The following is a 6,945-nucleotide window of genomic DNA, read 5'->3' as shown; positions in this document are numbered from 1 at the left end:
CACTAAATAAATATAAAGGTAAAGTGGTGCCGGCGATAGGAGTCGAACCCACGACCTACTGATTACAAGTCAGTTGCTCTACCAACTGAGCTACACCGGCTAAATTTAAATGTAAGTTATTTTTACTAGCGTGAAATGTAAGTTATTTTCACTAGCGTGAAAAAACTTTGGTGGAGGATGACGGGATCGAACCGCCGACCCCCTGCTTGTAAGGCAGGTGCTCTCCCAGCTGAGCTAATCCTCCGATATATAACAGCCTGGCAACGTCCTACTCTCACAGGGGGACAGCCCCCAACTACCATCGGCGCTGAAGAGCTTAACTTCCGTGTTCGGTATGGGAACGGGTGTGGCCTCTTCGCCATCATTACCAGACTATTAGTGTGACATAAAATAATTATAGTCACTTTTGAAAGAAAATCAAGAGTTTTTTACTCTTTTATGTTCTTTCAAAACTAGATAACATATTTTCCTGTCAAGAAAGTGATTGTATCGTTCTAATTTGGTTAAGTCCTCGATCTATTAGTATTCGTCAGCTACACGTGTCGCCACGCTTCCACCTCGAACCTATCTACCTGATCATCTTTCAGGGATCTTACTAGCTTGCGCTAAAGGAAATCTCATCTTGAGGGGGGCTTCATGCTTAGATGCTTTCAGCACTTATCCCGTCCGCACGTAGCTACCCAGCTATGCCTTTGGCAAGACAACTGGTACACCAGCGGTGCGTCCATCCCGGTCCTCTCGTACTAAGGACAGCTCCTCTCAAATTTCCTGCGCCCACGACGGATAGGGACCGAACTGTCTCACGACGTTCTGAACCCAGCTCGCGTACCGCTTTAATGGGCGAACAGCCCAACCCTTGGGACCGACTACAGCCCCAGGATGCGATGAGCCGACATCGAGGTGCCAAACCTCCCCGTCGATGTGGACTCTTGGGGGAGATAAGCCTGTTATCCCCGGGGTAGCTTTTATCCGTTGAGCGATGGCCCTTCCATGCGGAACCACCGGATCACTAAGCCCGACTTTCGTCCCTGCTCGACTTGTAGGTCTCGCAGTCAAGCTCCCTTGTGCCTTTACACTCTACGAATGATTTCCAACCATTCTGAGGGAACCTTTGGGCGCCTCCGTTACTCTTTAGGAGGCGACCGCCCCAGTCAAACTGCCCACCTGACACTGTCTCCCACCCCGATTAGGGGTGCGGGTTAGAATTTCAATACAGCCAGGGTAGTATCCCACCGACGCCTCCACCGAAGCTAGCGCTCCGGCTTCTCAGGCTCCTACCTATCCTGTACAAGCTGTACCAAAATTCAATATCAGGCTACAGTAAAGCTCCACGGGGTCTTTCCGTCCTGTCGCGGGTAACCTGCATCTTCACAGGTACTATAATTTCACCGAGTCTCTGGTTGAGACAGTGCCCAGATCGTTACGCCTTTCGTGCGGGTCGGAACTTACCCGACAAGGAATTTCGCTACCTTAGGACCGTTATAGTTACGGCCGCCGTTTACTGGGGCTTCGGTTCAAAGCTTCGCTTGCGCTAACCTCTCCCCTTAACCTTCCAGCACCGGGCAGGCGTCAGCCCCTATACTTCGCCTTGCGGCTTCGCAGAGACCTGTGTTTTTGCTAAACAGTCGCCTGGGCCTATTCACTGCGGCTCTCTCGGGCTTTAACACCCTAACAGAGCACCCCTTCTCCCGAAGTTACGGGGTCATTTTGCCGAGTTCCTTAACCAGAGTTCTCTCGCTCACCTTAGGATTCTCTCCTCGCCTACCTGTGTCGGTTTGCGGTACAGGCACCATTCTCCTCGCTAGAGGCTTTTCTTGGCAGTGTGAAATCAGGAACTTCGGTACTAAATTTCCCTCGCCATCACAGCTCAGCCTTTATGAGAAGCGGATTTGCCTACTTCTCAGCCTTACTGCTTGGACGCGCATATCCAACAGCGCGCTTACCCTATCCTCCTGCGTCCCCCCATTGCTCAAACGGAGTGAAGGTGGTACAGGAATATCAACCTGTTATCCATCGCCTACGCCTTTCGGCCTCGGCTTAGGTCCTGACTAACCCTGAGCGGACGAGCCTTCCTCAGGAAACCTTAGGCATTCGGTGGATGGGATTCTCACCCATCTTTCGCTACTCATACCGGCATTCTCACTTCTAAGCGCTCCACCAGTCCTTACGGTCTAGCTTCAACGCCCTTAGAACGCTCTCCTACCACTGTTCGTAAGAACAGTCCGCAGCTTCGGTGATACGTTTAGCCCCGGTACATTTTCGGCGCAGAGTCACTCGACCAGTGAGCTATTACGCACTCTTTAAATGGTGGCTGCTTCTAAGCCAACATCCTGGTTGTCTAAGCAACTCCACATCCTTTTCCACTTAACGTATACTTTGGGACCTTAGCTGGCGGTCTGGGCTGTTTCCCTCTTGACTACGGATCTTATCACTCGCAGTCTGACTCCCATGGATAAGTCTTTGGCATTCGGAGTTTGACTGAATTCGGTAACCCGATGAGGGCCCCTAGTCCAATCAGTGCTCTACCTCCAAGACTCTAACACATGAGGCTAGCCCTAAAGCTATTTCGGAGAGAACCAGCTATCTCCAGGTTCGATTGGCATTTCACCCCTACCCACACCTCATCCCCGCACTTTTCAACGTGCGTGGGTTCGGGCCTCCATTCAGTGTTACCTGAACTTCACCCTGGACATGGGTAGATCACCTGGTTTCGGGTCTACGACCACGTACTCATTCGCCCTATTCAGACTCGCTTTCGCTACGGCTCCGTCTCATCGACTTAACCTTGCACGGGATCGTAACTCGCCGGTTCATTCTACAAAAGGCACGCTATCACCCGGGTTTTTTCCGAAGAAAAAACATAGGGCTCTAACTACTTGTAGGCACACGGTTTCAGGATCTTTTCACTCCCCTTCCGGGGTGCTTTTCACCTTTCCCTCACGGTACTGGTTCACTATCGGTCACTAGGGAGTATTTAGCCTTGGGAGATGGTCCTCCCTGCTTCCGACGGGATTTCTCGTGTCCCGCCGTACTCAGGATCCACTCAGGAGGGAACGAAGTTTCAACTACAGGGCTTTTACCTTCTACGGCTGACCTTTCCAGGTCGCTTCATTTACCCCGTTCCTTTGTAACTCCATGTTGAGTGTCCTACAACCCCAAGAGGCAAGCCTCTTGGTTTGGGCTAATTCCGTTTCGCTCGCCGCTACTCAGGAAATCGCGTTTGCTTTCTCTTCCTCCGGGTACTTAGATGTTTCAGTTCCCCGGGTCTGCCTTCATTACCCTATGTATTCAGGTAAAGATACTACTCCATTACGAGTAGTGGGTTTCCCCATTCGGAAATCTCTGGATCAAAGCTCACTTACAGCTCCCCAAAGCATATCGGTGTTAGTCCCGTCCTTCATCGGCTCCTAGTGCCAAGGCATCCACCGTGCGCCCTTAATAACTTAACCTCGATATCGCGAATAGATATCTAATAAAGAAAATTTACTAAGATGAACGATACTTTTGATGTATCTTGACATTACTTATGTTATCTAGTTTTCAAAGAACATGGTTCGATAGCTTTTATACTATCTAAAGTTTGAAAGAGGAATGCTCTCTCAAAACTAAACAAAACAACAAGCGTATTATTCCTTAGAAAGGAGGTGATCCAGCCGCACCTTCCGATACGGCTACCTTGTTACGACTTCACCCCAATCATCTGTCCCACCTTAGGCGGCTGGCTCCTAGGCACAACTTAACTTCCTATCATAATTATAAGAGGCTAAGTTGTGCCCAGGTTACCCCACCGACTTCGGGTGTTACAAACTCTCGTGGTGTGACGGGCGGTGTGTACAAGGCCCGGGAACGTATTCACCGCGGCATGCTGATCCGCGATTACTAGCGATTCCAGCTTCATGTAGGCGAGTTGCAGCCTACAATCCGAACTGAGAACGGTTTTATGGGATTGGCTCGACCTCGCGGTTTTGCTGCCCTTTGTACCGTCCATTGTAGCACGTGTGTAGCCCAGGTCATAAGGGGCATGATGATTTGACGTCATCCCCACCTTCCTCCGGTTTGTCACCGGCAGTCATCTTAGAGTGCCCAACTTAATGCTGGCAACTAAGATCAAGGGTTGCGCTCGTTGCGGGACTTAACCCAACATCTCACGACACGAGCTGACGACAACCATGCACCACCTGTCACTTTTGTCCCCCGAAGGGGAACGCCCTATCTCTAGGGAAGGCAAAAGGATGTCAAGACCTGGTAAGGTTCTTCGCGTTGCTTCGAATTAAACCACATGCTCCACCGCTTGTGCGGGCCCCCGTCAATTCCTTTGAGTTTCAGTCTTGCGACCGTACTCCCCAGGCGGAGTGCTTAATGCGTTAGCTGCAGCACTAAGGGGCGGAAACCCCCTAACACTTAGCACTCATCGTTTACGGCGTGGACTACCAGGGTATCTAATCCTGTTTGCTCCCCACGCTTTCGCGCCTCAGCGTCAGTTACAGACCAGAAAGTCGCCTTCGCCACTGGTGTTCCTCCACATCTCTACGCATTTCACCGCTACACGTGGAATTCCACTTTCCTCTTCTGCACTCAAGTTTCCCAGTTTCCAATGACCCTCCACGGTTGAGCCGTGGGCTTTCACATCAGACTTAAGAAACCGCCTGCGCGCGCTTTACGCCCAATAATTCCGGACAACGCTTGCCACCTACGTATTACCGCGGCTGCTGGCACGTAGTTAGCGATGGCTTTCTGGTTAGGTACCGTCAAGGCACCGGCAGTTACTCCGGTACTTGTTCTTCCCTAACAACAGAGCTTTACGACCCGAAGGCCTTCATCGCTCACGCGGCGTTGCTCCATCAGACTTTCGTCCATTGTGGAAGATTCCCTACTGCTGCCTCCCGTAGGAGTCTGGGCCGTGTCTCAGTCCCAGTGTGGCCGATCACCCTCTCAGGTCGGCTACGCATCGTTGCCTTGGTGAGCCGTTACCTCACCAACTAGCTAATGCGCCGCGGGCCCATCTGTAAGTGATAGCCGAAACCATCTTTCAATAAAGAACCAGGAGGTTCTTTATATTATCCGGTATTAGCTCCGGTTTCCCGAAGTTATCCCAGTCTTACAGGCAGGTTGCCCACGTGTTACTCACCCGTCCGCCGCTAACCTGACAAAAGCAAGCTTTTATCAGATTCGCTCGACTTGCATGTATTAGGCACGCCGCCAGCGTTCGTCCTGAGCCAGGATCAAACTCTCCGAAGAGTGTTTGAGCTTATGCTCATTTTGTTGCTGACTAATGTCAATTAATTGTTTGTTGTTAATCTTAAAGATTAACTTACACGCTGTTGTTTTGTTTAGTTTTCAAAGAACATTTTTTGACCACCGCTCATAAAAGCGACTTTATCATCATAACAACTTGTCCTTGTAAAGTCAAGAACATTTTCATTGTTTTTTCTGCTTGTCACCATCTCGCGGCGACGAAATTAAATATAACATCATCTAAATTATTTTGCAATACCTTTTTGAAAAATTAATCCATAAATTTTAACCTATTAATTCTATTTAACTATTTAAGAAAACTACAGCAATTTTATTAGATGTTTTATACATGAACATAAAACTATTAGTAATTCCCAAAATGGAAGAATACTTTTTAAACCGCCGTCGTATAATCTAGTAACTCATATTAACTTTACTAGGAGGGTTACCTGTGGATGTTGTTCAAAATATAGCAATGATTGTCGCTCTATTATCTTCTATCTTATTATTTCTATACGGATACTTCGAAGGAATAAAAATGTTTAATAAAAAAGGGAAGGTTCGTGGAGAAGGTATTATCTTTAGTTTTTCACTGGCAATGGTATTTGCCTTGTTTGCTAATAAATTTATTTAATCTTACTAAATTTAATACAAATTAACATGCCCTCCACACAGCTTATGAAGGGCATGTTCTTATTTCAACTAACTTTTTTACGTTGAACCTTTGATAATGACTTATCTCGAACTTCATTATTTCTAATAAAATATCCTACACTAAACAAAACGACTGCTCCTCCTAGGAATTGCGTCCATGTAATTACTTCATTTAAGATAAAGTAAGCTAAAATAGCCGCTCCAATAGGTTCTAATAATATACTCATAGAAATGATATTCGTACTTATCCACTTAACAGCCCAATTAAACAGAGAATGCCCCAGTAAGGTTGGGAATATTGCCAAGAGCAAAAACCACATCCAGTCAGATGAATGATATCCTGTAAAAGAATAGCCAAAGATTAAAACGTATATAAAAAGGGTAAGTGTACTAGAACCATAAACAATAAATGTATAAGTTATTAGTGATAATCTTTTTCTAACATTTTGGCCAAACATTAAATAGGCAGTGACTAGCGCACATGCTACTAATGCTAAAAAGTTTCCGAACAATGCTATGCCACTAGTTTGGAAATCTCCCCAACTAATAATAACACTCCCTAAAACTGCTAGTCCGCCACTAATCAATGCTTTATTACTTAACTTTTCTTTAAAGAATATATAAGTTCCGATAAAAGCAAACAATGGCTGAAGAGTAACTAACACAGTGGAGCTCGCAACACTCGTATAGTTCAACGATTCGAACCATAAAATGAAATGAAATGCTAAAAAAATACCAGCTATACTAGAGAAAATGAAATCCTTTCTTGTAATAGCCTTTATCTCACCTACATATTTATATAAGAATATTGGCGTAATAAGCAAAACGGAGAATAATAATCGGTAAAAAGCGATAACTGGCGCTGGCGCTTCAGCTAATTTAACAAATATAGCAGAGAGTGATACAGTTATTACTCCAATTGCAAGTGCAAAATAAGGATTCAAAATTTTGTTCATGGTGTGTTCTCCTATACATGTGATGTTTTATATATCTAATTTTACTGAATTTTGTTATAATTTTCTAATCATTTATTTTTTGTTCAACAGATAACAACTT

At 46.2% G+C, this 6,945-nt stretch carries 2 protein-coding genes, 2 tRNA genes and 3 rRNA genes; 1 reads left to right on the top strand and 6 read right to left on the bottom strand.

The window, feature by feature from the left end:
* Positions 1-24 precede the first annotated feature (24 nt).
* The 5 genes from CDZ92_RS19485 to CDZ92_RS19465 all read right to left on the bottom strand — a co-directional run bounded on the left by CDZ92_RS19485 (position 25) and on the right by CDZ92_RS19465 (position 5,238).
* Positions 25-100, bottom strand: a tRNA-Thr gene (locus tag CDZ92_RS19485).
* 68 nt (positions 101-168) lie between these two features.
* Positions 169-244: transfer RNA gene (locus tag CDZ92_RS19480), tRNA-Val, on the bottom strand.
* 11 nt (positions 245-255) lie between these two features.
* Positions 256-372 (bottom strand): 5S ribosomal RNA (gene rrf, locus CDZ92_RS19475).
* Positions 373-499: 127 nt separating this feature from the next.
* Positions 500-3,449: ribosomal RNA gene (locus tag CDZ92_RS19470) — 23S ribosomal RNA — on the bottom strand.
* 188 nt (positions 3,450-3,637) lie between these two features.
* Positions 3,638-5,238, bottom strand: a 16S ribosomal RNA gene (locus CDZ92_RS19465).
* The 16S, 23S and 5S rRNA genes sit together here with 2 tRNA genes alongside, the layout of an rRNA operon.
* 448 nt (positions 5,239-5,686) lie before the next feature.
* Here CDZ92_RS19465 and CDZ92_RS19460 point away from each other — a divergent pair.
* Positions 5,687-5,869 (top strand): hypothetical protein, encoded by a 183-nt coding sequence (locus CDZ92_RS19460; RefSeq protein ID WP_096156852.1) that lies wholly within the window; start codon positions 5,687-5,689, stop codon positions 5,867-5,869.
* Between the two features lie 64 nt (positions 5,870-5,933).
* Here CDZ92_RS19460 and CDZ92_RS19455 read toward each other — a convergent pair whose 3' ends face one another.
* The gene (locus tag CDZ92_RS19455; protein WP_096156851.1) at positions 5,934-6,845 is read right to left on the bottom strand and encodes a DMT family transporter; all 912 of its coding nucleotides are present in this window, start codon (positions 6,843-6,845) and stop codon (positions 5,934-5,936) included.
* Positions 6,846-6,945 lie beyond the last annotated feature (100 nt).

Source organism: Bacillus sp. FJAT-45066 (assembly GCF_002335755.1).
In the GTDB taxonomy this organism is placed as follows: Bacteria; Bacillota; Bacilli; order Bacillales; family Bacillaceae_I; genus Bacillus_CD; species Bacillus_CD alkalisoli.
This window is presented reverse-complemented; position numbering and strand designations above follow the sequence as displayed.

Coding starts and splice junctions, on each gene's coding strand:
- CDZ92_RS19455 (WP_096156851.1), bottom strand. CDS start 6,845: ATGAACAAAATTTTGAATCCTTATTTTGCACTTGCAATTGGAGTAATA.